Raw genomic sequence first — 26,049 nt, forward strand, 5'->3', positions numbered from 1 at the left:
GGTCCAAGTGGAGGATTAGCTCAGCTGGGAGAGCACCTGCCTTACAAGCAGGGGGTCGCAGGTTCGAGCCCTGCATCCTCCACCATATAAGATTCATAAGTTCATATCGCGGGGTGGAGCAGTCTGGCAGCTCGTTGGGCTCATAACCCAAAGGTCGTAGGTTCAAATCCTACCCCCGCAACCAAAATGGTCCGGTAGTTCAGCTGGTTAGAATGCCTGCCTGTCACGCAGGAGGTCGCGGGTTCGAGTCCCGTCCGGACCGCCATTTAAAAATTTAAAACAGTATATGGCTTGGTAGCTCAGTCGGTAGAGCAGAGGACTGAAAATCCTTGTGTCGGCGGTTCGATTCCGTCCCGAGCCACCTTTTTAATAATCTTCGTGGAGGGGTAGCGAAGTGGCTAAACGCGGCGGACTGTAAATCCGCTCCCTCAGGGTTCGGCAGTTCGAATCTGCCCCCCTCCACCATTTATAAAATTTTATAGGGGTATAGTTTAATGGTAAAACGAAGGTCTCCAAAACCTTTGATGTGGGTTCAATTCCTACTACCCCTGCCAATATGGCGGTCGTGGCGAAGTGGTTAACGCACCGGATTGTGGCTCCGGCACACGTGGGTTCGATCCCCACCGGTCGCCCCTTTTTTATTTAATACATAAATTAACATTTGATCATTGGGCCATAGCCAAGCGGTAAGGCATCGGGTTTTGATCCCGTGTACCCTAGGTTCGAATCCTAGTGGCCCAGCCATTTTTGCGGAAGTAGTTCAGTGGTAGAACATCACCTTGCCAAGGTGGGGGTCGCGGGTTCGAATCCCGTCTTCCGCTCCAGAAGAAATGGCGGTATAGCCAAGTGGTAAGGCAGAGGTCTGCAAAACCTTTATCACCGGTTCAAATCCGGTTACCGCCTCCAAAACATATGCCTGAGTGGTGGAATTGGTATACACGCGGCACTCAAAATGCCGTGCTCTCTGAGCATGTGGGTTCGACTCCCACCTCAGGTACTTTGAATAGTAACCAAAAAGACTCACAAACCTTGTAAAAACAAGATTTGTGAGTCTTTTTGGTTAAGGTAAAGAATTTCTTTGGTACAAATTTGGTACAAGGGCAAAATAGAAGGTTGATATACCAAGGGTTAGAGGGCAACGTTCGACCCCGACCACCGGTACTAGAAAAACGTTGATATGATGGCGTCTTGACGAGTTATTGACTTGTTAAGGCGCTATTTTTATGAGTTGTATAATATTTGACGTTGGTGAAAGAAATGCCTGTCTCCTTTTCTAAGGAGACAGGGATGGAAATTCGCTAATGTCTTTTTTTTATTTTTAAATAGAAAACAAGTGAATTTCCCTATAGAATATAAGTCGACCAAAACCACATCTAGGAGGAAAATCACTTGTCTCATTCTAATCATATTAAAACTTTACTCGATATTCAAGGCTCACATATTATTTTTGATGATCAAGGAAAGGTTTGTAAATATATAAAAGGGAAATTGACCTATCATCCCGCGGATCACTTTGCCATTTACAGGCGTACACGCTACTTATTTGTGTTTGAGAATACAGCGTTTTATGTGTAAGGCATGTCATGGCAGTTTTACTGCACAAACACAGATTGACAAAAAGTATTGTTATATCTCAAAGAATACGAAAGTACAAATACTGGTGAAAACTGCTTCTCACGTAGCATAAAGCTACGTGAGAGCTTGATAAATCATTTCATTATTGGGCTAAAATTCTACACCAACGTTATTTGACATAGAACCATAAGAAATATGCGCCCACTTTTACTTTCTTCGATCATTTTATGGAACAATTTAATCGAATTAGACTTGGGTATTTAAATGAAAGTCAGTAGTTAACACTCGCTAAGTCTTTAAATTCCTCTTTTTGATTTAATGGGCAAGATTGCTCGTTGCAACGGACAATTTTATCATTGTCTAATTCAAATATTGCTATCACTTCTATTTCGCCAGTTTCGCCACTCTTTTTATTTGCAGTAACAGTATATCTTAGGGTTGCCGTTTGTTTATCAACATCAAAGAGAACATCATAAAAGGGGGATAAAGATATGGACTTTACAATCCCTTTTAATGCAAGGACATGACTTGTAAATTCAGCTATATTTGTGCTAACTCCATCAGTTGTTTGAACATAGTGTTTACTAAAGTAATTAGGAATTTTTTCTATTTTCATATCAACGATGATTTCTTGATACATCCTACTTAAAAATTCAATGGCTTGTTCTTTATCCATAATAATTGCTCCTCTTTTTATAATTGATTTGACCAGGCTTCTAAAAATTTAATAATCAGCTCTAATTCATCATCAGAGAACTGATCCAACAATTGGATATAACGATCTTCAGCAATTTGATGCATTCGATCATGAACCGCTGCAAGTTGCTGTCCTGAATTTGTTAAAGTATAATAAACAGCTTTCTGATCATTCTCCTTTTTTTTAGACAGAACCATTCCTTCTTCAATTAAGGAATTAATGGCTTTAGTAATCGCAGGTTTTGAAATACTAAGTTCCTTAGAAAGAAATGTGTTATTAGATGCATTTGGGTATTCGTTTATCAGAGCCATAATATGCAACTGCGTTAAAGACAATTTATTTTCGGTATATCCATGATTAACTAATAAATCCTTGGCTAGATTATCCTTTTTCGCCATCTTCTTTTCATGAGACAAAATAAAATGTTCAATGGCTTTCAGGGCTTCTTCTTTTGAAGAATTTTCCACAAACCTTCATCTCCTTTGATTGTTATTTTGTTAACCGGTTAATAATTATAGTTTACCAGTTAACATTATTGGTGTCAACTAGTGAGTTTACCAATAGGAATGGACGCGTAATAGAATAACATAGTATTTGATGCCTTTTTATTGAGGAATTTAATTTACAGGAAGTTCTTTTTTATATTGCCTCAAAAAGTGACATAATAATTTCAGATGACAAATGAATAACAAGGAAAAATATCCCTGTCATATCAGTGTTTGTCGGGTTTACTCGAACCCGACAAATAATACTATTCTTACATTTTAAGATGATTTTATTAACCGTCTAAATGCCTACAAACGTTGAAAAATCAGCGCTTATAAGCATTTTTGTTTTTAGGTGTATTATAGAAAAATATAGGTTTATGTAAAGCGCAACACAAATGCAACACAAATGCAACACATAAGGATATGTAAATACTGATGTACCAGTGGTTAAAAGGTCATGCTCGAACTCGACCACCGGTACTATGAATGGTAACAAAAACTCACAAACGCTGTTAAAGCAGTGTTTGTGAGTTTTTTTGATTAAGATAAAGTAAGATAGAGGCGGTATCAAAGATAGAGGTGAAAAGCGGAAGACAGCTCTTCTACTTTTCAATACCATTAACTAGCAGATTAAGAAGGCTATAAGAGAACAAAACTTGTGTGCTATGCAATCAAATTAGAAAACCAAAATCATTCTAATTTACCTGCTTGGTATGTTCGGGAGTATCATTACTGAGTAGAATATAGAATAAAGGATGTAGAATCGAGACAGGGGATATTGAGAAAGAAGTTCAGTAAGAAAACTAGTCTATATCAACCTCAAATAAATATATTTATTATTGTTCCATCCGATTTGGTAATTACGATGATTTAGGTGAAGAACTTGGCTTCAAAATGGGAGCATACGCCAAAATAAAAGAAAGTAGTAACAAAAAAGAACGTCTGAATGGACGTTCTTTTTTGTTCTGGTTGTAATGGCTACAAGCAATATAACCATGAAAATGTTCTGCTCAACAAAAGTAAGAATTCCTTCAAACAAATCCAACAACTATGTCAATGAAATACTTGGATGGTTATTTTTCCCCTTTGAATGATAAACTTAAAATAACTACCTTGATATGGAAAGAGGAAAAACAATGGAAATCAAACATATGATTTATTTTATAGAAATCGTTAAGACTGGTAGCATGACAAAGGCAGCGGAAAAGTTGTTTATTTCACAGCCGACCATTAGTAAGCTTTTACGGGACTTAGAAGCAGAATTAGGTGTAGAATTATTTGACCGTCACAAACGTCAGATGGTCCTTACAGATGCAGGGAAAGCATTTTTACAGCAAGCAAAAGAAATTGTTCGATTATATGAAAACCTCCCAACAGAAATGGATAATTTGCTAGGAATCAGACAAGGACATATTAAAATAGGCTTGCCTCCGATTATGAATGTGAGTCTGTTTATTCGTATCTTAGGAGAGTTTCATGAGAGTTATCCGGATATCAGCTTTGAATTATTAGAAAATGGCAGTAAGAGAATTGAGGAGAGTATTATTAACGATGAAATCGACGTTGGCATTACAGTACTGCCGACAGATACGAAGACTTTTCACCAATTTTCTTTGCTTGAGGAGCAGCTAAAGCTGGTGATTCCGCGGTCTCACAAATTTGCCAAAAGAGAAAAAATTAGACTGATCGAATTAAAGGAAGATAATTTTATTCTATTTAGCGAAGACTTTGTATTAAATGATCGTATAACAGAGGCATGTAAAACTGCTGGTTTTATTCCTAAAGTGATTGCGGAGAGCTCTCAATGGTACTTTATCGAGCAGATGATTGAAGCAAGTCTCGGGGTAAGCATTCTGCCGGCAAGTATCATTGATATGTTAAAGGAAGATGTAGTTAGTGTTGAAATTGAAGATCCATCGATTTTGTGGCAATTAGCAATCATTTGGAAAAAGAATAGCTATACCTCATTTGTAACAAAAGAGTGGCTAAAGTTTATGCAAGAACAATTGATGTTTAAACATGGAAAAAGTAATTAGATATGGCGTTTTCATAGATTTAATCTATAGGTTGAATAAGAAATAACTATTTTTATTATGAGTTTATAAGATTTAAGATAAATATATAGCAAAAATAAAGCAATTTTATTGAAGAAGGGAACTCACGTAATATGAATAGTTATAAACATCCAAATGATAGCAGAGTAGTTAGTACGGATCAAGTGTTAATCAATGATTTAAATAATTACAATACCCTCTTTGGAGGTGTATTGATGAAGAAATTAGATAATAATGCCACGCTGTCTGCTAGAAGGCACGCCAGAGTTAAGGAATGCGTAACAGCTTCCACTGATTCGATAGATTTTCTTCATCCGATTAGCCAGTCTGATTCGGTATGTATTGAATCATTTGTTTCTTATACAGGAAATACATCGATGGAGATTTTTTGTAAGGTGATTGCTGAGGATATGATGACAGGAGAAAGAAAAATTGCAGCCACTGCTTTTCTTACATTTGTTGCTTTGGACAGAAATAAAAAAGCGATTAAAGTGCCAAGCATCGTACCAGAATCAGCAGAAGAAAAGTTTTTGTATGAATCTGGTGAGAAGCGGGCAGCAATGCGACGTAAAAGAAGAGAACACAGTAAAGAGCTGACGCAAATTATTGGTTTGGAAAAACCATGGGAAAGAGGAGATATCTATGTTTGCGAATATAAATAGTTTATATCATATAGAGGAAGAACTTAACCAACTCCAATGTAATTATAAGGAATTGTATGAGCATTTACAGCACATGGTGAGTCTGACCAGACAATTGCAAGTCCCTTATAAATATTTAGGTGAGCTATTAGCAGCAGAAGAAGAGCCGGCAGAACCACCTTTTATTCGAGAATCGGTTTTACAGCTTTATCAAAAAGAAGTAAATTTATTAAAAGAGCAAAAGGATTTTGAAAAATTATTATCTTTACTTTGGAATTTAGAACAGATTTCCTATTCACAAGTATTTCTGTTAGTGTTGGGAGCAAAACCAGAGCTTATTCAAGTCAATACTATTATTAAGTAGCAGACAAGGCTTATCTCCTTACTGGTTAAGGGGCATAAGTCCTGCATTTTGTTAAGCGTCTAACAGACGTAATGAAGAAACTAATCATTTAACATCTCCCCCTGAAACCTTTACAATAATATAAAAAAGTCAAAATGAAAGGGTGAGCGTATTGAATATCTTAGTAGTAGGAGCAAATGGACAAATAGGGAAGCACCTGGTCAAGCTGATTCAGGAAAATGGAGATCAGGCCCGTGCAATGATCCGTAAGCAAGAGCAGGCGGCTTATTTCAAGGATTTAGGTGCTGAAACAGCTATTGCTAATTTAGAGGATGAAATTGATGTGATTGCTGAAGCAGCAGAAGGTGTAGATGCATTTGTATTCACTGCTGGATCAGGTCCAAAAACAGGAAAAGATAAAACCCTGATGATCGACTTAGACGGCGCTGTAAAAACCATTCAAGCAGCTGAAAAAGCGAACGTCAAGCGTTTTATCATGATTAGTTCGTTTGATACCAGCCGCGAAGCTATCCAAGCTGCCCCTGAGTCATTTGCACCCTATGTCGTAGCGAAACACTATGCAGACGAGTGGCTGTTAAACACAGATTTAGACTACACCATCATCCATCCAGGTCTGTTAACGAATAATCCTGGTACCAATCAGGTAACCCTTGGAGCCAATGTAGAACGGGGAGAGGTACCTCGGGAGGATATCGCTAGAGTAATTTATACCAGCTTGAAAAATGACGCAACCATCGGTAAAAGATTTCGGGCAGTTAGTGGACAAACACCTGTTGAAGAAGCAATACAGTCGGTATAATCATAAAAAACGGGCATGCGCTAAGCTGCCCGTTTTTTATAGGAGAAAATTGCATTAAATAAAGATATTTATATAGAATTATAGATAGTTTTTTGAGTATATAAACTAATGGCAGTGCTTCTTCTTTTTTGCGAGGAGAATGGTGATTTGCAATTATTGATATGTTAAAGTGACTCTGCTCATAATTTGAAACTGTACTTTTCTCATACGCAACTTGTTATAATTTCAGAAATTTACAATTAAAGTATAAAATAGTATGGTAGTATATGATTATAAGGTTGCTGTATAAATAGAATTATCCAGCAGCCATAATAAATGATTAAATATTTACATAGTTAAGCTACTGGATAGTTTGAGGTGGGTAAATGAAGCAGAACATGCCTAAAAAAATACATATTATAGGATCAATTGGAAGTGGAAAGACAACCTTGGCCAAGAAGCTTTCTACTCAACTGGAAATTCCCTGTTTTGAATTAGATAACGTCGTTCGAAAAAGACTGGATACAGGAGATATAAAAAGGACTCCAGAGGAAAGAGATGAATATCTGAAGCGTATCATTAATTCGGATAAGTGGATTACTGAAGGAGTTCATCATAAATGGATTGCTCCATGCCTTCAAGATGCTGAGGTTATTATTTTTTTGGATACTAAGCTATCTGTAAGGAAATTTCGAATCATCAAAAGGTTTATAAGGCAGAAATTGGGTTTAGAAACAGCAAACTATAAGCCGACACTAAAAATTATATTGAATTTATATAAATACGATACTATTTTTGAATATCATAGTAAGCCAGAAATTCTTAAAAAGCTAAGATCTTATGATAACAAATTAATTCATTTTAAAAGTGATATGGAAATCACAAATTATTTGAAAATGACTGATATACCGTAAAAAAAATAAAGATATAGTTTTATGGATATAAATCACAGAGTGATAAGACAGCTGAAGTGGGGAATGTGTTATGCAAAGCAATTATATAATTAGAAACTGTCAGGCTGAAGATAAGGCAGCTGAAATTTAATTGTATAATAATTTGATTGAAAACCATTCAGACATTATTTATTGGCGGCCTGGTCCAGAGAGTAATTGGAAGAATGTATACTGTGCTTTTGATAAAGATGTAATGATTGCAAAAGGGCAGATAGAAGCGGTTAATATTATTCCGGCGGATCATTCAACCCATGCAAGTCATTTACTATTCTTTAATATAAAATTGTACACTAATTGGGAAGATGATAATGAATTGAGGGACCTCCTTTACAAAAAAATTCTGGAAACAGCAAAATTATGGAAGGAGAAGCTGCCAGCTCAGTTTCCTGTGAAATTATGTGCCGGAAACTTTGGGTCAGAAGCTAAAGAAAATGCTTATCTGGAAGTCAAAGACTTCAAGCATTTTAAAAGCTTGTATTGGATGCGCCGTGAATTGGATGATCCCACCAGTTTAGAAAAATTACTTGAGTATAAAAGTAATCCATTTTGGAAAGCGGTTACTGCTTTTTATAATGGTGAGATAGTTGGGAGTATCATGGCTTGGAAAGAAAAAAAGGAGGATATAGGAATCATTGAGAATGTGTTCGTTAAACCAGGCTGGAGAAAGCTTGGACTTGCCAGTCACCTGATAACGGAGGGACTCCACTATTTAAAAAGCTGCAATCTGAGTAAAGTACAACTCCTTGTTGAAACGGAGAATAAATCTGCATTAAAACTTTACAGGTCTCTCGGCTTTGAAACTATAAAAGAAGAGAGACGATATTGGATAGATTTATAATGAATACAAGATTTGGGAGGGCTTCCATATGAATGAAAATCTTATGAAGAATTTTGAAAGAGTAGTGACAAAGGATAAAATTGATAGCTGTCTCATCCAGCATGATGGTAAGACTGTTTTTGAATATTATCGAAATAATAAAATGAAGGGAAGGCAGCATAAGATATATTCTGTGACAAAAAGCATCTTATCAATCCTTGTCGGCATTGCAATTGACAAAGGTTATATACCACATGTAAATACGCCAATTATTACATACTTTCCAGACAGCAGGAAGGATTCAGCTGGAGATGAAATTACGATCAAGCATTTATTAACAATGACCTCAGGGCTGCATTGGCCAGGGAATACAGCGATGATACCGAGTAAAAATTGGGTTAAATTTGTCCTGAGTCAGCCGGTTGAATATAAACCGGGGGAAGAGAGAGTTTACAGCTGCGGCTCTTCCCAATTAATAAGTGCTATTTTACAAAAAGCAACTGGTTTAGATACTGTATCCTTTGCGCAAAAGCATTTATTTAGTCCGCTGGGTATAACACAATATAAATGGAACCGTGACTCGCAAGGAATTGCCATTGGCGGCTTTGGATTGAATATGAAAACAGAGGACTTATTAAAAATAGGGATGCTCTATATGAACAATGGTCGATGGAAATCAAAACAAATTGTGCCAAGCGATTGGGTTGAAGAATCTACTGCTGCCAGTTTTAAAATAGACAATACATTTTCATATGGCTATCACTGGTGGGTTTTAACAAGGGATAATGAAGAGTCTCCTATACCTGAAACTTTCTTTGCTCTTGGCAAAAATGGGCAGTATATTTTTGTTGTCCCAAGCTATAAATTAACAGCTGTTTTCACAAGTGATATTACTGATGATTCATCAAGGCCGATTGATTATTTTAAGAAGTATCTATTAGCGAATGCTTGTGTTAATTTGTAGAAGCTGAAAACCAGATATTATCACATAAATAATATTAGATTTAATAATGGCATTATGAGAGGGAGAGACATGAATAGGAAAACAATATTTTTATCTATTGGCATTTTAACTATTTTATTAGCAATCTTTGTCGCCGGGAAATTCTTTACAAAGGAAAAAGATGAATCTGAGATAGTGTCTGAAATTATGGAGTATGCCTCTGAAAATTATTTAATATATGCTTATACAGGCGATGAAAACTGGTTATATTTTGAGATTGATGATACTGAGGATTATCATGGATTTCAAGAAGATATTGCACAGAGATTAGATAATCATGACCTGTTGGATAAATATGAACTGGAAATTAAACAGACCTCATCTGACGAGCAAAGAACTGAAAGATTAAAAATGGATATTGAAGATATGATTTTTGATTACTTGGACGAGAATAATCTTAACAATATTGATGTTGAATTTAATGATGACTCTAAATTAGACATTAAATTGCATCTATCTGATGATTCCAATATGAGTGCAGAAGAGTTAAATAAGATGATGGAGGATTTTCTGGATGTTGAGATTTATGAAGATAAGTAAAATGAACTCTCTTTAAAAGGAAAAACAGAGACTTTATAATAAGAGCCAGCTTCTGAAGCAAAGGGAGCCGGCTCTCTATTTTTATCTGCTAGAAAGCTCCGAAAAGAAGTGCTCCCACAACGCCAAATGTGGATAGAAACATACCCGAAACCGACATAAACATGAGGAGATTGTTCATTCTTTTCGCAGTTAATACAGTAGACAGGATAAAACAAATCGTACTTATCAGGAGGGCGTATGCTGTTCTCAATCCTATTTTATGTAAAATACCAATAGGAAGCGGCCATCCTCGGGTGAGGGATGTAATGGACGTGAAAAAGCTTCTGTCCAAATTGTTGAAACAGTAAGGAGAAGCAAGATGTATCCGAATATAAGTAAAAAGTTCCTTGTTTTATTCATTCTCTCACCTGTTTAAATAATATTATTTGCTTCTTATTAAATTAGAGTACCATATAACTGGAGAAGCATTGATTATTTAGTAGAATATAGATTTACATTTCTGCCGTCCAGCACAATTTCTTTATCTAATTCCATTCCTATTTTTCTTGCCACATTTTGAGAAGAAATATTATCAGGCTGAATCAATGAGATAAATCTTTGAGTATCAAGCTGGTTGTTGCCGTAATCTAACAGTGCTTAAGCTGCTTCTGAGGCGTATCCTTTGCCCCAATATTTACGGGATATCCAATAACCTATTTCCATTTCCAAAGTATCATCAATTGTTTGAGGAACGATACCTGCATGTCCGATTAGAGCGTTATCTTCTTTGCGGACTAAAAGCTTTAAACCTATATTTTCACCGACTTCATAGGTGCGGTATATCCAGTCCAAAAATTTCTTTCCTCCATTTTCATCCCGTGTCTCTCCATTTCCAATAAATCGGACTACTTCAGGGTCCGATAATAAAGACATCAGAAAATCAAAATCGTTATCATGATATTAGCGAAATAATAGTCTTTCTGAGGTAATTGGCGACATTTATAGCATCCTTTCTTTTTTATTACTGCGTTCATTGATTCCAAACCAAAGGATAGGTTAAAATGAAAGTACTAAAATGGATAATTTATCAACCTAAATCATAGTAAACTAGAGAAGGGATTGATATATATGATGGGGAACATTGGAATCCCGGGAATGATTATTACTATTATCGTTGTTGTTCTTGTTATTTATTTAATTAGAAGAATGTTAAAAAGGTAGGGAGGGGATTTTAGAGATTCCCTCTACCATCAAACTATTTCTTAACAGACGCATATTCAAAACGGACATAACCAATCTCGGCAGCATTTTTCATTAGTTCGAGATTTAACCATGAAGCTAACTGATGAAATTCTACTTCATTATTAAATGGAAATGCAGTATATGCTTTGCTGTAAAGCTCCTCTTCCTTTAAATTCATTAATATCTCTTCCCATCTTGCAATCAGGGAATGGATAACTGTCTTTACTGCTTTAACATCTTCATGAACTTTAATTTCTTCTTTTGTCAGTGTGCCAGTTCCGAAAGCATGATCCAATACCATTTCCCACCAGAAAGTTATATGCCATAATGTCCAGGCGATGCTGGGAGTTCCAATATGATAAGCTTCCGTTTCAGGAAAATCAGCATACCATTCTCCATTTTTCTCTTTAAGATAAAGCCCGGCATTTGGTGACAACCATCTATATTCTTCCTGTTCCAGTGAAGTAAGATGATATTCCAGCAGCTGTTTAGAGATGCTAAATTGAAATGTAATGTTATTTAACAAGGCATTATTTTCGTTCATACGGTATCCTCCTTATTTCTTTACCCAATATTCCATACCATCTTTACTGCGTTCCATAAAACCATATTCAATTAAATATCTTCTAATTGTAACAAAATCACTGTAAACAGGCTTTAGTACAGTATTTATTTCCTTCTCCGAATAAATCCTGTTTAATTCAAAATGGTTCATGATATTCTGAAGAACAATCAACTTCCTTTTTTCTTTACTTGGGAATTTGTCCAGCTGACCATCCAGGCTATCTTTAAAATAAGTTGATAAAACCTTCTTTTTTTCGTCCTCTGTAATTGCATAACGTTCATCCACCATTTTTGCCCCCTTGTGAAAGTGAATAAATTTATGATTGTTTTCTTGATGCAATTCTTTATTTAACAGATTCATTAATGTCAGGAAAACCTTTGCACGTTTTTCCTTTTCCTTTAAATTAAAGCGGTGACTCCGGATAGTGGAAGGACTTCCGCTGCCTTGTTCTTTGACGATTTCTTTATCGGTTAATCCCTGATAAAAAAAGGTGAGTAATTCTTTTTGATGTTCTGTCAAGCCGGTGTATTTCTTATCCAGTTGAATCAGATAGTCAAAGACAGAACCATGCTCCTGTTCGATATGCTGGACAACAGCTTTTTTTGCTTCGTATAATACTCCATCTATCGGATAAATTATTCCATCTTCAAAATGTTCATTGCACAGCACACATACATAGCTGTCGGTATTCTCATCAAAAGAATAACCTTTTGAAAGATCATCAACTGTGGCATCCCAGAAATGATTTTCATGTGACATATTAAACGATCCTTTCATTTGTTTATGTATTTAAAAACATTATATAATAATGTCCAATATTATTCAATGTTTTCTGGATTGAAGAATAGAGATTAATAAAACAGAAAATCAAAATATAATGCTTGTTTCAGCTAATTATAAGCATGAAGCTCCATCAGGCTATGATTCCTTCCATACGCTGTGGAAGCCTAACTGAGCGCAGACCAACCACGTAGACTCCTATGGGAACAGGGCGAGCTGAAGATCCACTTGAAAAGCGGTTTTCTTTTCAAGTTAGCTGAAGCCGTCCCAATGGAAAGCGTAGTGGTTGGTTGCAGGCGCTATACACAATCTTCCTTTCAATAAAAGGATGATTTAACAACATGCAGCAGGATAATAGAGAATATGTCCATCCTGGAATAGAAAGGTATAGCTGTTATTCTTAGGTGCGAAAGTTGAGATTTTTATATAAAAGTTTGGAATAAAACCTGGACAAGAATAAGAAAACGTCCAAATAAATTCCGTCATGGAAAGAGCTAAGGAAAAAAAATAACTTGTAATTATTTAGATATTAGATATAATTAAAACAACATATTTGATGGAGGTTAAATGTTGTGAAAAACGTATCTGATAATTATTATGTAGAACAATCCGATGTATTTGAATTACTCGCGCTCATGTTCCGTCTAAATAATTATGAATACATGCAATTAGAAAAGCATCCTACAAAAGAAAGCTTTAACCAGGTTATGCAGGATTCACTTTCTTTACTATCTGATGAAACAAAAAAAGAACTGGATTGCTTTTTTCATAAGGATAGTTTTTTTGGATTAACATTCGTCCAGCTTCTTTATCAGCATAATAAGTGGCATGATATAACTTCCTTTTTAAACTTTCTAAAGCAATTAGAATTTGAAGAAATTATTTCAGCGTTTTTGACCAGCGGTTACTCATCCCCGGAAAGGGTTGAGGATTATACGGATGAGCAGGAAGTATTTTCACATATTCAGTCCTCTTTATTACCTTTTTCTGAACAGGCAAAGTTATTTTATTTATATTTTGATAAAGAAAATACGAAACAAAGATTTTTAAAGGTTGTTGAAGAAATCAATGAGAAGATATACCAGCCTTCCATAAAGAAAATTAATGCTTATCATGAAGACAGTATTCATAAATTATCGGGAATGAACAGAAAGCAAATATATAAAATAACGAATCCGCATTTTGATTCTTCTGAAGCAAATGAGCCAGATAAAATTATATTGGTTCCGTCTTACTTTTACCATAACAGCTCTTTATTTTCTTACAGCTCCGAGAGTGATATAGCTATTTATCTCATTGGTACGGAGCTTATTGAACAGACGATGGATGAAAGCAGGGAAGAGGATAAGGTGATTGATCTGGCAAAAGCGCTTTCTGACCGGACAAAAATTAAAATTATAAAGGAATTAAATCAACAGCCGCGATATGGTTTTGAACTGGCAAAGCAATTAAATCTATCCAGTCCGACTATTTCGCATCATATCTCAAAATTATCTGATTTAGGTTTAATTACTGCGAAAAGATATGAAAATAAGATTTTTTATCAGGCAAATCAGAAACTGATTGAAGAAGCGTTAAAAAGCATGTCCGATATGTTGATACAGAAAGAGAGGTAAGGCAATTGAGAGCATTATTTGCTAATCGAAATTATATGCTGCTGTGGACAGGATTATCTGTTTCAAGATTTGGATACCGTTTTTTTAATTTAGCTGTCCTTTGGTTTGTAATGCAGGGGACTGGATCTGCATTATCTCTCGGGATGACCGTGCTTTGCTTTACAGTGCCAACTATTATTATTGAACCATTAGCAGGCGTTGCAGCAGACCGCTTTGATCGAAAGAAAATTATGGTTTTTTCTGATTTTTTTACTGGAAGTATAATGCTGATTATTGCGGTATTGATGATAAATGATTCGCTAACGCTTCCTTTGTTATATGCTTTATTAGTCTGTTCAGCTGCTTCTATGGCTTTATTCAATCCTTCCGCAAATTCAAGTATTCCTTTACTAGTTGAAGAAGAACAGCTGACAAAAGCGAATTCCTTAAACCAGCTTAGTACACAAGGAAGTAATATCTTAGGGCCAGCTCTTTCAGGGATATTGATTGGATTGGTTGGAAATATCGGCTTTCTATTAATTATCAGTGGTGTGGCGTTTATCATATCAGCAATCACAGAGTCATGGATAAAGGTTCCGAGTGTGATTAGTCGTGAAAAAGAGGGGAAGCAATCATTTGCTTCCGAAATGCTGGACGGCTTTCAATATGTAGTGGAAGATAAGGCATTATTATTTCTGGTAATTGTTGGCGGCATCATTATTAATTTTTTCTTAGCACCGTTAACGATATTTTTCACGTATATGAGTGATAATGTATTTGATGTAGGCGCCTCCGGTTTAGGATTTATTAATTCCATCCTGGCTGTAGGTGCCATGTGCGGATCACTGATGATTATGTTTAACGTTTTTAAAGATAAATATAGAATGGCAGTGGCTGGTTTGCTGCTCGAAGGTATTGCGCTGCTTATTATGGGGATCGCATTAAATTATTATGCAACGGTTGCTGCGGCAGGTTTATTAGGGCTGGGAGTCTGCTTTGCCAGTGTGGGCTTAAATACAATGTACCAGACTATGATTCCGAAAGAGATGATGGGAAGAGTATTGAGCTTAGTTTCTATGATGTTAGGTGCTTCCGTTCCATTGGGACAATTATTTGGTTCCTTGATTATAGAACATTATTCGATGGCGGTGGTTTTAATGACATTTGGAGTTATTGTGAGTATTTCTTCGTTATCACTGATTCGGGTAGTCAGGGTAGAGCGTAAGGAGGACGCAGTTATTGAAAGAGGTGCGCGATAACTAAATATATAGATATTTTGTTCTGAATATTATGAATTGTACTGTGGTATAATAGGCTTAATATCTATCAGGGAGGAAATAAAGCATGACTTTTCCGTTAGATGTATTGCCGATATTGTCATTATTACTGTTATGTGTATCTGTCTGGGCAGCAATTCATAATGCTAGAAAGAAAAAGAGTTTCATCTCAACCATTTTCCTTATTTTAAACGGAGTACTTTTTCTTTTAATACTTGTTATATTTCTTAGCTACCTTTTACCGGGTAAAATAACTTTTGTATCACCATGGATTTATCGGTCTCTTATAGCTGCAGGGGTACTGGCAGGTCTTGCAGCATTCATCAAAAAACATATTCCGGGTCAAATTATGTCTGCCGGCCTTTTATTGTTTAGCGGATATATAGCCTTATTTTCAATAGGGATTCTTTTATGGGTTTTATTTATAGTCCAGATTACCTCTAGCATTGTAAACTGGAAGAAATATGGTTTAGAATAGGGCATGAATGAAATGAAAAAATTTCCTTTATTACAGTCAAAAAGCTGGTGAAACCATGGATCAAAATGTTGAGCTGGAAGTGGAGTTAGAAAAGAAGAAATTTTTAAAGAAGTTAGGCTGCCTGGCATGGGGATATTTGTTAATATTCGGACCTTTTATTTTGGTTGCTGCTGTATTATTTTATCAAATAAATTTTAAAGAGGATACACTTCTAACCAGTACTTCCCCAAAACAAACAAATACGATTGAAATTGTTGAAAAAGGAGAGGCTTTCTTTTTAAAGCAGCATACTATTCGAGTAAAGTATGAGGGTGAACACGTAGATACCGAAGTAAATAACGGTTTGAAATCATTGAATGAATCCAATGCGAATGTTCGCTGGATAAGAGACAATAAAGCTGAGATTACTCTGAAGGGTGACGGAGGACCGTCTAATATAATTATCTTTGATGCGGAAGCCTCTCCGTATTTTGTGATTGAAGAAGTAGATGAGGAGTAAATTGAAAACATTTCAGATTCCAGATAAGGTACATAAAGGGAGGCAAATGCTTTCTATTTTGTCTTAACTGTAAGTGGGAATATAGTAAAAAATAATCAATGCTAATGTTTTATATTGAATAATTATCCCCGCTAATTTATCATAAAGGTATTAAAAGGAAAAGAATGTGCTCTCGGAGCTCCTTATAGAATTAGTGACTCCATTGGTTTGTAAATAATAATGAGGTGTTACTTATGTTACCGTCAAAGGTTGAGAAACCGCAAATAAGTGTAAGCGCTGTTAAATCGTTAGTAGATGTTCCCGTGGATATAGCTATATCGGGAGTAAAGCCGGGACAAGAGATTACAATTAGAGCGGAAAGAGTAACAGGAAGTAAAAATTATCTTTATTTATCTTCATTTGCTACATTTATCGCCGATAGTGATGGTAAGGTGGATTTAAATAATCAAGCACCCATCAATGGCAGTTACTCAGGGATAGATGGAATGGGGCTGTTTTGGTCATTAGAAATTAATAAAATGGAAGAGTGGAAGAAGAATTCCTCTACTTATTTCAGGAAATGAAGATATGACAGTTGATTTTTCAAGAAGGGCTATTGAAAGATTGGAAAAACATAACTTTCAAAATGAGTATAAACACCTTATTTATGATGGGGCAGGACATTCATTGGGCATACCATACGTGTATTGTAATCAGGGAAAGAAAAAAGAAACAGCTTATGCAAGTCTAGATTCATGGAAGAAAACAATAGATTTTTATTCGAGAAGTGCTAATACGACTGATTACTTAAATTGAATGTAGTGAGAATTATTTACAACTTTTTGAATAATAAATGATTTTATGCGCCTCCATTTAACAGCAATTCCTCCTGAATTTCTGAACGGGAAATTCTTGGGTTGTTTCATAAGCGAACTATTGAAGGAGGTGAATTACTATTTAATAGTTTTAATAATCAAATCTGAAAAATGAGTTAACTTTAAGGATTTCTCATTTGGATAAGGAGCTAAATAAAAATGAATCCAATTTAGAATTCTCTCCGTTCAAAAAAATTAATTCTGAACAGGGAGATAACTATAAAATAGAATAAGAATTTTTGCTGGCAGAGAAACAGCTCATTTTTAGACATTTCCTTCAAGTAGTATATCTCCCTTATTTTAAGGAGAGAATCAAATTGAAGACATTATTGATTAATAGAAATTTTAAGTATATGTGGGGGTCTCAGTTTCTGTCTATCTTAAATGGCAGATTTAGAGAGTTAGTGATCCCTTTAGTTGTATTAGCCTTAACCAGTTCCCCTTTAGTTACAGCGCTCGTTGCTTTATCTCAACAAGCAGGTACAATTCTTTTTGCTATACCGATTGGAACTTGGATAGAAAATAAGCATAAAGTCAAGATCGCGGCTTCTTGCCATTTTCTATATGGTATAGGCATTTTTATTCTTGCCTTCCTCTTAGCTACAAATAACGCGAATGCAGTTATCATTGCTTCTTTGCTGTTTGTCATGGGATTAATTGCCTTAATTAGCCGGACAGCGTTTACTTCAATGATTCCTGGAATTGCCGGCAGGGAGAACCTGTTAAAAGCACATACCAGTATCGAAGCGGCAGATGCGATTGCTACGGTTATTGGCCCGGCGTTGGGCGGAATAGTACTGGCTGAAACTGGTTCCGTATGGACATTGTTTATTTGTGCAGCTTTATCCCTTTTATCCACTCTCTTAATTGTTTTTATTCGCAGGGAAGAGGGAGCTTTAAAAGTTGAGAAGGAAACTTCAGCAAAGCATAAATGGAAGGCGTTTTTAGGGAAAGCATTAGATGGCATGAAAATTTTATTAGATAACCCGCAGCAGCTAATTAGCACATTAGTAATGTGTATGTTGGGTTTTACAACGGTATTTATCACATTGACAATTATATTTTATGCGCAAATAACAATGCAATTATCAGAAGGATTAATCGGTATTTTATTATCAAGCGCTGGCGTTGGTAATATTGCAGGTATTTTTTTAATTAATAAATTGAAAAATAAAAATTGGATTACTCTGCTTACAGTCTTAATGATTATCTCTGGAATAGGTATATTAATGATTATAGCTACAAATGCGTTTTTCATTATGTGCTTAGGAATGGCTGTTTTTGACTGTGCTCTTTCGATGGCGTTTATTGTACAAGGAGCTGTTCATCAAGGGATTACTCCAGATGAATTTTTAACTAGAGTTAGAAGCTCTACCTATGTTATTGGCGGTATCTTCTCGATGCTGGGGACTTTTTTAGCGGGGGCGCTTCCTGAATTATTTACTGGAAAAACGGCATTGATTATAGGAGCTTTTATCCTATTAATTCCTGCTTTCATCATGCTTCGTTTTGGGAAATTTGGTGTGGAATTAAGCAAAGTTGTGCCCATTTATAGAAATAAAAAAGTGTAAGTGAAACATATAAAATTCCCGGTGGTTCTATTGATTATTTCATCGGGAATTTTAATATAATCATCGGAGGAATATATCATGAAATCCGTAAAAGTATATCATTATGATGCGTTCAGTAAAGAACCTAATAAAGGAAATCCGGCTGGAGTAATTCTAGATGGAGATAAATTAACAGAGGGTCAAATGCAGGAAATTGCGTTTAAGGTAGGATTTAATGAAACAGCCTTTCCAGTTAAGTCTGAAGCAGCGGACCTTGGCATCCGTTTTTTTACACCAGGACATGAAATGAACTTATGCGGACATGCGACTATGGCAACCGTGTATGCGTTAAAAACAAGAGGATTGTTAGGAGAAATAACAGAGCTGACGATTGAAACAAGAGCAGGCATTTTACCTGTAAAGCTTCATTCAACTGCTAAAAAAGAAATAATAATAACAATGAACCAGGCAGTGCCGATATTTGAGGCATTTCATGGTTCAAAAAGGGATTTAGCTCATTCCATAGGGTTGGAAGAAGACGATATCCATGATACCTTACCAATTTTATACGGAAATACAGGGACTTGGACACTGTTAATCCCAATAAAACACCTGGAGGCTTTTCATAGAATGAAACCCAAGAACGAAGATTTTCCTGCTATATTAAAAGAAATGCCTAAGTCATCTGTTCATCCATTTTGCTTAGAAACGTATGATGAGGAGACTGATATGCATGCCCGGCACTTTTCTTCTCCGTATTCAGGAACTGTTGAGGATGCAGTAACTGGCACTGCGTCAGGGGTTATGGGTGCTTATTATGCTCAATATATAAGAAAAGATAGCAAAGAAGCTTTGAAGCTTGTGGTTGAACAGGGTAACGAAATTGGTAAGGATGGCAGGGTAGGAGTTCAGGTTTCTGAGAATGGTGAGTCATATGATGTTCAAATTACAGGAAGTGCTGTTTTTGTTAATGAGTTAAATATTATGATAGAAGATTAAGGAATCTCAGTGAATAACGGCTCAATAAATGATTCAGAAATGATTGCAACCAAAGGAGAAATATCGTGCAAATTAAAGTAGCTCAACAATTAACAAAATTAATGATTTTTTTATAAAACAATGGGGAAGCCCGGAAATGGTTATTTCCAGCGGTATTTTTGATTGTACAGCCCTGGAAGGATATGCAGTGTTAAATAAAAACAGGGAGATCATCGGTTATATCTCCTATGTTATAAAGGATAGTGAGTGTGAAATAATCTCTTTAGACAGCATAGAAGAGAGCAAAGGAATTGGAACTGCTCTAATTCAGGAAGTAGAGCATGTGGCGAAGGAAAGAAGCTGTCAGAAAATCAAACTTATTACTACAAATGATAATTTACATGCCTTTAAATTTTATCAGAAGCGTGGATATCGTTTAAGCGCTCTATTCAAAGGAGCAGTGGACAGAGCAAGAGAACAAAAGCCGGAAATACCACAATTGGGGAGCGACGGAATTCCGATTCGTGATGAAATTCTTTTGTCTAAATGGTTGATTTAAAAAGCTGTCATTATAGGATAGGGAGTGAAAAGGTGGAACACAAAATTGATATTTATTTAGAAAAAGACAACAAATTCACCGATTTTTTACATGGGAAGATTAGAGATTATAATAATAAGCACTCCCCTCACCATAGGAGGATAAGAGAAAAAGAAGCAATACGTCCAATAAATATTATTGTTTCTGATAACGATAATAATTGGATTGGTGGTTTAAGTGCAGAGGTTTACTGGGGTTGGCTGGAGATTGATTATTTTTGGATTTGTGAACAGAAGAGAGGTAAAGGATTAGGAAGAAGAATTCTTGCTGAGGCAGAAATGGTTGGTACAGAAAAAGGGGCAACGAAGGCTTTGTTAACAACTTTTGAATTTCAGGCCCGTTCCTTTTATGAGAGGAATGGATATCAGGTTGTCGGTGAAGTAGAAGGATACCCGCCTGGGAGCAGTTACTGCATGATGGTGAAATCATTACTTTAAAGCCACCCTTTGATCAGGAGGAGATTATCTTGAAAAAGGTCATTGAACTGCCAGAAAAATTTAATTTCAAAGCAGCAGCTACAGATCATGGCTGGTATATGCTGCATCCCTTTCACACTAATGATGATATGAATACGCTGAGCAGGCTGGAGGAATTATCAACTGGTAAAATTGTTATGCTTCACATAAAGCAGGAAAATGATAATCTGATTATTGAAATAGGCGATAAGAAAACATTAACAGATAAAGAAAGTGATGAGGTAATTCGTAAAATCAACTGGATGCTCCGGCTGGATGAAGATTATAGTGCTTTTTATAAAATGTGCAGTGATAATCAGGACATGCAGAAAATCGTAACAGAGAACAGGGGAAGATTGCTGCGATCACCAAGTATATTTGAAGATATTGTAAAGACAATTCTTACAACCAATACTACCTGGAGTCGGACTATTTCTATGACAACAAATTTTGTAACACTTTTGGGAGAAAGATATTCAGACGATTCAGGATTATTTACTTTTCCTGCACCTGAAGCAGTTTTAAAAAAAGATAGGGAATTTCTAAACCAAACTATCAAATTAGGATACAGAAGCGATTATATTTATGAGCTTGCATTAAATATAGTAAATGGCGTATATGATTTAGACGTACTCAAAAATCCGGAAATTTCAACAGAAGAAGTTGTTCATAAAATGAAAGAAATTAAAGGTGTAGGACCATATGCACTCAGCAACATTCTAATGCTGTTAGGAAGGTATGACTATCTGCCTGTAGACAGTGAATTTAAGAAGCATGTAAAAAATAAATATTTCGCAGGTGAACTTCCTCCTAAATCACAGCTGCATCAGTTATATAAAGAATGGGGAGAGTATAAATTTTTAGCTTATTGGTTTGACAGGTAATCTTCATATTCAGGGAACGATGGAGCAAAAATGGAGCAAGGAGTTTAATCTATTATGTTTTTTTCGCGCTGGACTTTATTTCAAGGAATTATAATTATTTCTTTGGCAGTGCTTGCCTTTATGGCAGATTTGTTTAAAACAGAAATTGCTATACCTGCTTCTTCAAGTATGGAAGCAAGTGGATCTATGTTAATGACATTTTTGTTTATAAATGGACGCTAATTCTCTAAATCATTTAGGCTCATTCAATGGGAGAAGAACAATAACTCCCACTGAATGAGGTTTCATTTTATTGAACATAACTTTTCCAACTGTTAATGCAATTGCGATAAGATCTTACAGTGCTTCAAGATACTTCTTTAGCTCAAAGGTATCTCTATATATCCATTCCAGTAAATGTCAACATGCTCTTTGCTTATCTTTCTTTATTCTTTTACTTCAATGTTTTTTTCTGAATTACGTTTGAAAGATATACCTAGTAGAATCGCCACACTTACTAAACCAATCCAAAAAAGAACCGAAACTTCAAAATTCCAAGTAAAACTCTCGCCAAAATACAATAGCTTTCTAACGCCTTCAACCATAAATCTCATCGGTAACCATGAATAAACCCAATCGTGATAGAAAGAAGACATCATCTCAGGTACTAAATTCAACAATGGGATGGCGAAGAAAAGCAGTAAAATAAAAATTGGAATACCTGCTACGCCAATCAAAGTTAGCACGACTAGTATCATTGAAATATAACTAAAAGAAGTTAATGAGAGGAAAAGTGCTGTATCCATAAAATTAGGAATATTTAATCCTACCATTCCACTAGCTAACCAAGTAAGACCAAACCCAATAAAAATGGAGGCAACGACTACCGAAGTAATTTGCCAAACACGTGCTATAAGATGTTCCTTGGTACTACTGAATGATTTTCCTCTCAAAGCAAAGAAACTTAAGATTGCTGTTAATAAACTTGCAATCCACAGAGGTTGGAATAAGGACATTGGAGCATTACCATTCATACTATTCTCACCAATCTCATTAACAATAATTTCTGTTTTCGTAACAGGTTCTGCAAGATTAGATATCTGTTCTGCTGATAGAGGAATTCCCATTTCTTCGCTTAGTTCTAATAGTTCATTTCTAGAATTATCGTTTACATTTTCAGCGATACCATCTAATAAATTACTGGTCATGGCAGAAGCAGTCATATTCATTCCTTCATTAATATAAACTTTTAACTCTAAAGGATCATATTCATCTGACTGTAAGAATGATATTTGTTTTGAACTAAAGTCTTCAGGAATTACTAATGCTGCATAATACTCTTGATCATCCATCCCTTTCAGAACTTCATTTTCGCTATTTACAGCTATCCATTCAATCGGTGAATCCCCATCATCTTCCGTAAAACTTTGAATCATATCAACAATTACATCTCCTAAATCCAATTGGGATTCATCAGGTAATTCAGCACCTTGATCATCATTTACGATTGCAATTGGTAAATCTTTGGGCTCAGGCTGAACTGTTGGAAATAGCGTTAATGAAAAAATAAAAACAATAATAAATGACAAAACAGGCAAAATTATTAGCTTTTTATTCATTGTATTGCTTTCCTCCTTTAATTAATTTAGAATAAAAGAACAACATAGTGTTCTTTATCTCAAGTATAAAGTTTCCATTATTCTTTACAATAAATAAAAGTAGTGAATGTGTTGGTTACACGACGCATTTTATAAATGTGTTCAGAATATTTTTGAAAAATGGAGGAGGAAAACATGAAGAATAAATACATTGATCCTAGAGTTGCCCGTACAAGAGAGCTTATACAAGAGGCATTAATTGAACTTATTGAAGAAAAAGGTTTTGAAGCAATCACAGTGAAAGATTTAACGACAAAAGCTAATATTAATAGAGGCACTTTTTATGCACATTATAAGGACAAATATGATTTAATGGAAAAATGTCAACAGGAATTCATGCAGGAAATATCGGAATTTGTTAAACGGAGCTTCCCGTATGTGGAAGATGAACTAAATACCCAATCTAAAGTTACGGCACCGTTAACGCTCTTTACAGCCATCTTTGAAAATATAAATGAGCATAATGCGTTTTTAACCGCAGTTTTAAGTCCCAAAGGAGATATCACTTTCCAAATAAAGCTAAAAGATTTTATATGGAAAACACTATTTAATCATTCTCATGGACTTATTAAAGAAGAAAATATACTTGTTCCAGAGCAATACCTCGTTTCTTATATTGTATCGGCTCACTTAGGAGTGCTTCAACAATGGTTAAGCGGAGGAAGGAAAGAATCGCCTCAAGAAATGGCTCAAATCTTATCTACAATGACAACAAATGGTCCTTTTTTTGCCGCAGGATTAAAAGATACGTATCACTTAGGTAATGATTAATAATTCAATTTTTGAGGGGAATGGATAATCATCACTTACTTTAATTAAAATGGCAAGTGATGATTTATTTTAATTGGAACAGGATAGAAAGTTTCATCCGAAGTGAAGCAGGACATTTAAATCTCGTAAGTAAAAAACCATTTAACGATTTAACGTCAAATGGTTTTTAACCTATTTTTATAAAAGCTTATTCGTGCTCACAAGGATAATACAAATACATAAAACTTCGATTGCCTGCTCTACTTCATCTAAAGTAGGGAAGGATGGTGCAATGCGAATATTTCTATCCCGCGGATCTTTTCCATATGGAAAGGCTGCCCCGGCTCCTGTTAATGTTACTCCGGCTTCTTTCGCAAGCTTAATCACTTCAGAAGCACAGTCATCCATCGTGTTCAGACTGATAAAATAACCGCCCGCAGGCTCTGTCCATGAAGCAATGCCATAGGAATCTAATTTGGAATGAAGTATATTTAACACCGCATCGAATTTAGGCTTCATAATAGCTGCATGCTTCTTCATATGCTCCAGCAAATTTTCATAGTTTTTAAAGAAGCGGACATGGCGCAGCTGATTCACTTTATCAGGACCGATTGTCTGCACGCTTAGCTGCTCCTTAATATAATTAATATTTTCCTTGCTTGCAGCTACTACTGCGACACCAGCACCAGGAAAAGTAATTTTTGAAGTGGACGCAAACATAAACACTCTGTTTGGGTTTCCATGCTTCTTACATGCTTCCAAAATATTTTTTAATGCTGGAGAATGATCGGTTAAGTCATGTACAACATAAGCATTATCCCAGAAAATTTTAAAATCCTTTGCTTTGGTTTCCATTTTAGCTAAACGTTCCACAACATCATCACTGTATGTAACGCCATCAGGGTTACTGTATTTTGGAACACTCCACATACCTTTGATAGATGCATCGTTTCGAACGAGTTCCTCCACTTTATCCATATCCGGACCATTGTCCAGCATATCAACGGAAATCATTTCGATATCGTATTGCTCACAAATTGTAAAATGTCTGTCATAACCGGGAACCGGACAGATAAATTTAATTTTATCCTCTTTGCCCCAAGGAATTTCACTATCGATAACGCCTTTAATCAATGCCTTTGATATAAGGTCATGCATGATATTCAGACTGGCATTGCCTCCGATTAATATCTCTTCTGTATCTACTCCAAGCATATCCTTAAATAACGCTTTTGCTTCCGGTATCCCATCAACCAGCCCATAATTTAGTATAGAAAGATCATCACCGATATTTTCAGAATTCACACTGTCTAATAGTTTTAATGATAATTTCAGCTGTTCGGCACTGGGTTTTCCTCTGGCCATATTTAATGCCAGGTTTTGTTTTTTTATAGATTCAAATTCTTCCTTTGCTTTATCATAAAGATGTTGCAGACTGGAATGATCCATCTGTTTTAACTCGTTCATTTTATCCCTCCGCAGTACGTAACTTGATTTTGTCTCTTGTTATTATTCTATTGCATTCAATGGGAATTGCAAAGAGGAAATGCGGGAAGTCACAAATTTGTCTGATAAGATATTTTTTCTTTCAAATAATTGGATAATTGAAACGTTTACAGGTGCTATTTCGTAAGCTAATATAACAATACAAAAAGGAGAACTGAAATATATGAACGAATGGTGGAAAAAGAAAAAGTCAAAAACAAGAAGAAGCAGAAAAAATAAGGGAAATTATACAATAAAAGATTTCCTGTTCGATATTTTCTTATGGATTCCAGAAATTATCATATTTCCGATTCGTCTTCTTTTTTGGTCTTTCCGAGGTTTATTTAGATGGATAACGGAAGTGTTCTAACGTGCAGAGGGAATTCTTTACTTTTCTAAAAAATAAAAGCTTGTTTGGTAAATATATTGAAAATACAGTTATAAAAGCAGGATAAACATTAAATATGGAGAATTATGTATATAGGAAGGTATTCAGATTTACACGAGTAACAATATGATTTTTGAAGCACTAT

28 protein-coding genes, 11 tRNA genes and 1 pseudogene are annotated in these 26,049 nt (G+C 35.5%); 33 read left to right on the forward strand and 7 right to left on the reverse strand.

Annotated features, from left to right (window positions below):
* Positions 1 to 9: 9 nt before the first annotated feature.
* The 12 genes from IEX29_RS23635 to IEX29_RS23690 all read left to right on the forward strand — a co-directional run bounded on the left by IEX29_RS23635 (position 10) and on the right by IEX29_RS23690 (position 1,575).
* Positions 10 to 85: transfer RNA gene (locus IEX29_RS23635), tRNA-Val, on the forward strand.
* Positions 86 to 107: 22 nt separating this feature from the next.
* Positions 108 to 184, forward strand: a tRNA-Met gene (locus IEX29_RS23640).
* A gap of 4 nt (positions 185 to 188) precedes the next feature.
* Positions 189 to 265: transfer RNA gene (locus IEX29_RS23645), tRNA-Asp, on the forward strand.
* Positions 266 to 288: 23 nt separating this feature from the next.
* A tRNA-Phe gene (locus tag IEX29_RS23650) sits at positions 289 to 361 on the forward strand.
* A gap of 19 nt (positions 362 to 380) precedes the next feature.
* A tRNA-Tyr gene (locus tag IEX29_RS23655) sits at positions 381 to 465 on the forward strand.
* A gap of 15 nt (positions 466 to 480) precedes the next feature.
* Positions 481 to 554: transfer RNA gene (locus tag IEX29_RS23660), tRNA-Trp, on the forward strand.
* Positions 555 to 559: 5 nt separating this feature from the next.
* Positions 560 to 632: transfer RNA gene (locus tag IEX29_RS23665), tRNA-His, on the forward strand.
* Positions 633 to 669: 37 nt separating this feature from the next.
* Positions 670 to 744, forward strand: a tRNA-Gln gene (locus tag IEX29_RS23670).
* 5 nt (positions 745 to 749) lie between these two features.
* Positions 750 to 824 (forward strand) — tRNA-Gly (locus IEX29_RS23675).
* 8 nt (positions 825 to 832) lie between these two features.
* Positions 833 to 906 (forward strand) — tRNA-Cys (locus tag IEX29_RS23680).
* A gap of 8 nt (positions 907 to 914) precedes the next feature.
* Positions 915 to 997: transfer RNA gene (locus IEX29_RS23685), tRNA-Leu, on the forward strand.
* A 392-nt stretch (positions 998 to 1,389) separates the two neighbouring features.
* Positions 1,390 to 1,575 carry a hypothetical protein gene (locus IEX29_RS23690; RefSeq protein ID WP_188737876.1) on the forward strand — a complete coding sequence of 62 codons (186 nt, stop codon included), beginning with the start codon at positions 1,390 to 1,392 and terminating at the stop codon, positions 1,573 to 1,575.
* A gap of 271 nt (positions 1,576 to 1,846) precedes the next feature.
* Here the strand turns inward: IEX29_RS23690 and IEX29_RS23695 are convergent, their stop codons facing one another.
* Together IEX29_RS23695 and IEX29_RS23700 are read right to left on the reverse strand one after the other, a co-directional pair.
* Positions 1,847 to 2,251 (reverse strand): nuclear transport factor 2 family protein, encoded by a 405-nt coding sequence (locus tag IEX29_RS23695; RefSeq protein WP_188737878.1) that lies wholly within the window; start codon positions 2,249 to 2,251, stop codon positions 1,847 to 1,849.
* Between the two features lie 17 nt (positions 2,252 to 2,268).
* Positions 2,269 to 2,739 (reverse strand): MarR family transcriptional regulator, encoded by a 471-nt coding sequence (locus tag IEX29_RS23700; protein ID WP_188737880.1) that lies wholly within the window; start codon positions 2,737 to 2,739, stop codon positions 2,269 to 2,271.
* Between the two features lie 1,157 nt (positions 2,740 to 3,896).
* Between IEX29_RS23700 and cidR the strand changes: the two genes are divergently transcribed.
* From cidR to IEX29_RS23740, 8 genes are all read left to right on the forward strand, one after another.
* Positions 3,897 to 4,796: a cidABC operon transcriptional activator CidR gene (gene cidR / locus IEX29_RS23705; protein WP_188737882.1), complete on the forward strand. Its 900-nt coding sequence runs from the start codon at positions 3,897 to 3,899 to the stop codon at positions 4,794 to 4,796.
* 131 nt (positions 4,797 to 4,927) lie between these two features.
* A complete protein-coding gene (locus IEX29_RS23710) occupies positions 4,928 to 5,476 on the forward strand; it encodes an acyl-CoA thioesterase (RefSeq protein ID WP_188737883.1) in 549 nt (182 codons plus the stop codon).
* Positions 5,457 to 5,819, forward strand: coding sequence for a hypothetical protein (locus IEX29_RS23715; RefSeq protein WP_188737885.1), 363 nt, complete (start codon positions 5,457 to 5,459; stop codon positions 5,817 to 5,819). The genes IEX29_RS23710 and IEX29_RS23715 overlap by 20 nt, the downstream gene beginning before the upstream one ends.
* Before the next feature lie 151 nt (positions 5,820 to 5,970).
* Positions 5,971 to 6,618: an SDR family oxidoreductase gene (locus tag IEX29_RS23720; protein ID WP_188737887.1), complete on the forward strand. Its 648-nt coding sequence runs from the start codon at positions 5,971 to 5,973 to the stop codon at positions 6,616 to 6,618.
* A 365-nt stretch (positions 6,619 to 6,983) separates the two neighbouring features.
* Positions 6,984 to 7,511 (forward strand): P-loop NTPase family protein, encoded by a 528-nt coding sequence (locus tag IEX29_RS23725; protein ID WP_188737889.1) that lies wholly within the window; start codon positions 6,984 to 6,986, stop codon positions 7,509 to 7,511.
* Positions 7,512 to 7,641: 130 nt separating this feature from the next.
* Positions 7,642 to 8,388 (forward strand): GNAT family N-acetyltransferase, encoded by a 747-nt coding sequence (locus IEX29_RS23730; protein ID WP_188737890.1) that lies wholly within the window; start codon positions 7,642 to 7,644, stop codon positions 8,386 to 8,388.
* A gap of 28 nt (positions 8,389 to 8,416) precedes the next feature.
* On the forward strand, positions 8,417 to 9,331 hold the full coding sequence (locus IEX29_RS23735) for a serine hydrolase domain-containing protein (RefSeq protein WP_229720360.1): 915 nt from the start codon (positions 8,417 to 8,419) through the stop codon (positions 9,329 to 9,331).
* Between the two features lie 69 nt (positions 9,332 to 9,400).
* Positions 9,401 to 9,910: a YolC/YozM family protein gene (locus tag IEX29_RS23740; protein ID WP_188737891.1), complete on the forward strand. Its 510-nt coding sequence runs from the start codon at positions 9,401 to 9,403 to the stop codon at positions 9,908 to 9,910.
* Between the two features lie 471 nt (positions 9,911 to 10,381).
* On the opposite strand, the pseudogene IEX29_RS27285 reads toward IEX29_RS23740, so the two are convergent.
* From IEX29_RS27285 to IEX29_RS23755, 3 genes and pseudogenes are all read right to left on the reverse strand, one after another.
* A pseudogene (locus IEX29_RS27285) lies at positions 10,382 to 10,831 on the reverse strand (GNAT family N-acetyltransferase); the annotation flags it as partial.
* A gap of 313 nt (positions 10,832 to 11,144) precedes the next feature.
* On the reverse strand, positions 11,145 to 11,675 hold the full coding sequence (locus IEX29_RS23750) for a DinB family protein (RefSeq protein WP_188737893.1): 531 nt from the start codon (positions 11,673 to 11,675) through the stop codon (positions 11,145 to 11,147).
* A 12-nt stretch (positions 11,676 to 11,687) separates the two neighbouring features.
* Positions 11,688 to 12,455: a DUF2087 domain-containing protein gene (locus IEX29_RS23755; RefSeq protein ID WP_188737895.1), complete on the reverse strand. Its 768-nt coding sequence runs from the start codon at positions 12,453 to 12,455 to the stop codon at positions 11,688 to 11,690.
* A 593-nt stretch (positions 12,456 to 13,048) separates the two neighbouring features.
* On the opposite strand from IEX29_RS23755, the gene IEX29_RS23760 reads away from it, so the two are divergent.
* The 12 genes from IEX29_RS23760 to IEX29_RS23815 all read left to right on the forward strand — a co-directional run bounded on the left by IEX29_RS23760 (position 13,049) and on the right by IEX29_RS23815 (position 21,866).
* Positions 13,049 to 14,092, forward strand: coding sequence for an ArsR/SmtB family transcription factor (locus IEX29_RS23760; RefSeq protein WP_188737898.1), 1,044 nt, complete (start codon positions 13,049 to 13,051; stop codon positions 14,090 to 14,092).
* Positions 14,093 to 14,097: 5 nt separating this feature from the next.
* Positions 14,098 to 15,330: an MFS transporter gene (locus IEX29_RS23765; protein WP_188737899.1), complete on the forward strand. Its 1,233-nt coding sequence runs from the start codon at positions 14,098 to 14,100 to the stop codon at positions 15,328 to 15,330.
* 85 nt (positions 15,331 to 15,415) lie between these two features.
* Positions 15,416 to 15,826, forward strand: coding sequence for a hypothetical protein (locus IEX29_RS23770; protein ID WP_188737902.1), 411 nt, complete (start codon positions 15,416 to 15,418; stop codon positions 15,824 to 15,826).
* A gap of 55 nt (positions 15,827 to 15,881) precedes the next feature.
* Complete coding sequence (locus IEX29_RS23775; RefSeq protein ID WP_188737904.1) at positions 15,882 to 16,325, forward strand: hypothetical protein; 444 nt, start codon at positions 15,882 to 15,884, stop codon at positions 16,323 to 16,325.
* A 233-nt stretch (positions 16,326 to 16,558) separates the two neighbouring features.
* Complete coding sequence (locus IEX29_RS23780) at positions 16,559 to 16,888, forward strand: acyl-CoA thioesterase/BAAT N-terminal domain-containing protein (protein ID WP_188737911.1); 330 nt, start codon at positions 16,559 to 16,561, stop codon at positions 16,886 to 16,888.
* A gap of 4 nt (positions 16,889 to 16,892) precedes the next feature.
* Positions 16,893 to 17,120 (forward strand): acyl-CoA thioester hydrolase/BAAT C-terminal domain-containing protein, encoded by a 228-nt coding sequence (locus IEX29_RS23785; RefSeq protein WP_188737913.1) that lies wholly within the window; start codon positions 16,893 to 16,895, stop codon positions 17,118 to 17,120.
* Positions 17,121 to 17,496: 376 nt separating this feature from the next.
* Positions 17,497 to 18,750 (forward strand): MFS transporter, encoded by a 1,254-nt coding sequence (locus IEX29_RS23790; RefSeq protein ID WP_188737915.1) that lies wholly within the window; start codon positions 17,497 to 17,499, stop codon positions 18,748 to 18,750.
* Positions 18,751 to 18,828: 78 nt separating this feature from the next.
* A complete protein-coding gene (locus IEX29_RS23795) occupies positions 18,829 to 19,728 on the forward strand; it encodes a PhzF family phenazine biosynthesis protein (protein ID WP_188737917.1) in 900 nt (299 codons plus the stop codon).
* Between the two features lie 88 nt (positions 19,729 to 19,816).
* Positions 19,817 to 20,266: a GNAT family N-acetyltransferase gene (locus tag IEX29_RS23800; RefSeq protein ID WP_268239117.1), complete on the forward strand. Its 450-nt coding sequence runs from the start codon at positions 19,817 to 19,819 to the stop codon at positions 20,264 to 20,266.
* A gap of 32 nt (positions 20,267 to 20,298) precedes the next feature.
* Positions 20,299 to 20,742, forward strand: a complete 444-nt coding sequence (locus IEX29_RS23805) for a GNAT family N-acetyltransferase (protein ID WP_229720362.1) — start codon at positions 20,299 to 20,301, stop codon at positions 20,740 to 20,742.
* Between the two features lie 29 nt (positions 20,743 to 20,771).
* On the forward strand, positions 20,772 to 21,644 hold the full coding sequence (locus tag IEX29_RS23810) for a DNA-3-methyladenine glycosylase family protein (protein WP_188737922.1): 873 nt from the start codon (positions 20,772 to 20,774) through the stop codon (positions 21,642 to 21,644).
* A 54-nt stretch (positions 21,645 to 21,698) separates the two neighbouring features.
* On the forward strand, positions 21,699 to 21,866 hold the full coding sequence (locus IEX29_RS23815; protein WP_188737924.1) for a hypothetical protein: 168 nt from the start codon (positions 21,699 to 21,701) through the stop codon (positions 21,864 to 21,866).
* Positions 21,867 to 22,069: 203 nt separating this feature from the next.
* Here IEX29_RS23815 and IEX29_RS23820 read toward each other — a convergent pair whose 3' ends face one another.
* The gene (locus tag IEX29_RS23820; RefSeq protein ID WP_188737926.1) at positions 22,070 to 23,242 is read right to left on the reverse strand and encodes a YhgE/Pip domain-containing protein; all 1,173 of its coding nucleotides are present in this window, start codon (positions 23,240 to 23,242) and stop codon (positions 22,070 to 22,072) included.
* A gap of 174 nt (positions 23,243 to 23,416) precedes the next feature.
* On the opposite strand from IEX29_RS23820, the gene IEX29_RS23825 reads away from it, so the two are divergent.
* Positions 23,417 to 24,052 carry a TetR/AcrR family transcriptional regulator gene (locus IEX29_RS23825; RefSeq protein WP_188737928.1) on the forward strand — a complete coding sequence of 212 codons (636 nt, stop codon included), beginning with the start codon at positions 23,417 to 23,419 and terminating at the stop codon, positions 24,050 to 24,052.
* Positions 24,053 to 24,229: 177 nt separating this feature from the next.
* On the opposite strand, the gene IEX29_RS23830 is transcribed toward IEX29_RS23825, so the two are convergent.
* Positions 24,230 to 25,498: an aspartate aminotransferase type Ic gene (locus IEX29_RS23830; RefSeq protein WP_188737930.1), complete on the reverse strand. Its 1,269-nt coding sequence runs from the start codon at positions 25,496 to 25,498 to the stop codon at positions 24,230 to 24,232.
* Between the last annotated feature and the right edge of the window lie 551 nt (positions 25,499 to 26,049).

Origin of the sequence: Oceanobacillus neutriphilus (assembly GCF_014645515.1) — a bacterium.
GTDB classification, from domain to species: domain Bacteria; phylum Bacillota; class Bacilli; order Bacillales; family Amphibacillaceae; genus Oceanobacillus; species Oceanobacillus neutriphilus.